We start from the raw sequence: 1,682 nt of genomic DNA on the forward strand, positions 1-1,682 counted from the left end.
AGGCGTCAGGCTCAATGAGGCGTTCGATGCCGTCAAGGACGCGGTCGAGGCCCCAGCTGAACTGCTCAGTGGTGACGTAGGCGGCCAGCACGTCAATCTGGCTGGCGGTACGTGGGTAGTGCTCGGCGGGCACGGCCGCGAACGCGTCACGGCGGGCGGCGATCCGCTCTGCCTCGCTGGTTCCCGGCTCGTGCGGCTCGGCGGCCTCCAACGCGATGGCGCCCAGCACATACACGATCAGCAGATATACGGACCGGGCCGCGTTCGCCGCCGGCACCCCGCCGTCGGCCAGTGCCGCGAGCAGTCGCTCGTTGAGCGCGAGCGCGTTGGGGCCGTCCATCGGGCCACCGAGCAGCAGGCTGACCGCGCCGGGATGGCGGACGTCATCCTTCCGTCCTTCCACCGAGGCGGCACCGGCCTGGTCTGGACCTGGTTCGCGACCGGCTGGACCTACGCTCTGCTGCTACCGCCGACGCTGCTGCTGCCCACGGCCCTCGGTCGCCGGGACGATCCCGTCCTGCGCGCCGCGACCTGGGTCGGCTCCGCCGCGATCGTGCTCGCGCTCACCGGCTTCCTGCGCTGGGTCTTCGTCGTGCCGCCGCTGGCACGGCAGTACATGGCCAGCGACACGACGACCCGAGCGGCCGTCGACGCCGCCTGGCTCGCACAACACCAGCTCGGCGGCTCCCTGCTCGGCGAGCACCTCGGCCAGACGCTCGCCATCGCCTGGTCGACGACGATCTCCGTGATCATCCTCTGCCGCCGTCCGCTTCCCGCCGCTGTGGGCATGCTGGGCCTGGTCGCAAGCGCCATCTACCTGCTCAACCAGGGCGACATCCTGGCAACCGCGATCCCCGAGGTCCCCGCATGGGAACCGGCGGGCTTCCTCGGCTCCACACTCTGGGGAGTATGGATCGCCACCCTCGGCTTCGCACTCCTCCTCCGACGTCCACCCAGCTGACCTTGCAGAACCGGCTCTGCCTCGCGGCCAGCCGTGCCGGGCTGCCGGGCTGCCAGGCCCCGCCCTGAATGATTCCAGCTCGGCGTCGGGGTCTGTTGCATCCGCGAAGTCCGCACCGACGACCTCGGGATGAGACCGGTCAGGCGACGATGTCGACCGGCGTGCCCAGGGGCAGCATGCCCGCCAACCGGGTGATGTCGCTGTTGCTCAGGCGGATGCAGCCGTGGCTGACGTCACGCCCCAGCGTATGGGGCTGGTTGGTGCCATGCAGACCGATAATCGGAGCATGGCCTTCGAAGGAGGCCAGTGAGGTGGAGAAGCCCGAGATGCCGAAGGCGAAGGGCCCGTGGGGTCCGGTCGGATTCCGCGGCCGCAGCAGTTCGGTCAGGTAGTACCGCCCCCCGGGAGTCGGTGTTTCCGTGGTTCCGACCGCCATCACGAACAAGGATATGAGCGTGTTCCCGCGGTACAGCCGCAACTGGTGGGCTCCGCGGACGACCTGCAGGTGGTAGGCGGTGGTGCTGGCGCGGACCTGGTCGTCCCTGATCCATCCTCGGCTGCCGTTGGGCCATACCGGCAGCAGGACCTGCCACCATCCGGGCAGCCTCGCCGTGACGAGAAAGACCCGTGGCACGCCCGCCTCGTTCGGGTTACTCAGCCGCGACGCGGGCCGGGTGGACACGGGCGTTGGGTAGACGTCCACGCCGGCGACGGTCGCGGT

At 70.0% G+C, this 1,682-nt stretch carries 3 protein-coding genes; 1 reads left to right on the plus strand and 2 read right to left on the minus strand.

The window, feature by feature from the left end; translation table 11 throughout:
- Positions 1–403: TetR/AcrR family transcriptional regulator C-terminal domain-containing protein (locus tag ACY45C_RS04225; RefSeq protein WP_462186337.1), on the minus strand; the 403-nt coding region annotated here is incomplete at its 3' end.
- Between ACY45C_RS04225 and ACY45C_RS04230 the strand changes: the two genes are divergently transcribed.
- Positions 374–961 (plus strand): DUF4386 family protein, encoded by a 588-nt coding sequence (locus tag ACY45C_RS04230; RefSeq protein WP_462186338.1) that lies wholly within the window; start codon positions 374–376, stop codon positions 959–961. The two genes, ACY45C_RS04225 and ACY45C_RS04230, sit on opposite strands and share 30 nt — an antisense overlap.
- Before the next feature lie 139 nt (positions 962–1,100).
- Here the strand turns inward: ACY45C_RS04230 and ACY45C_RS04235 are convergent.
- Positions 1,101–1,682 (minus strand): L,D-transpeptidase (locus ACY45C_RS04235; RefSeq protein ID WP_462186339.1); only part of this gene is annotated, 582 nt, incomplete at its 5' end.

It is taken from the genome of Frankia sp. CcWB2, assembly GCF_977927585.1.

Coding starts and splice junctions, on each gene's coding strand:
- ACY45C_RS04230 (WP_462186338.1), top strand. CDS start 374: ATGGCGGACGTCATCCTTCCGTCCTTCCACCGAGGCGGCACCGGCCTG.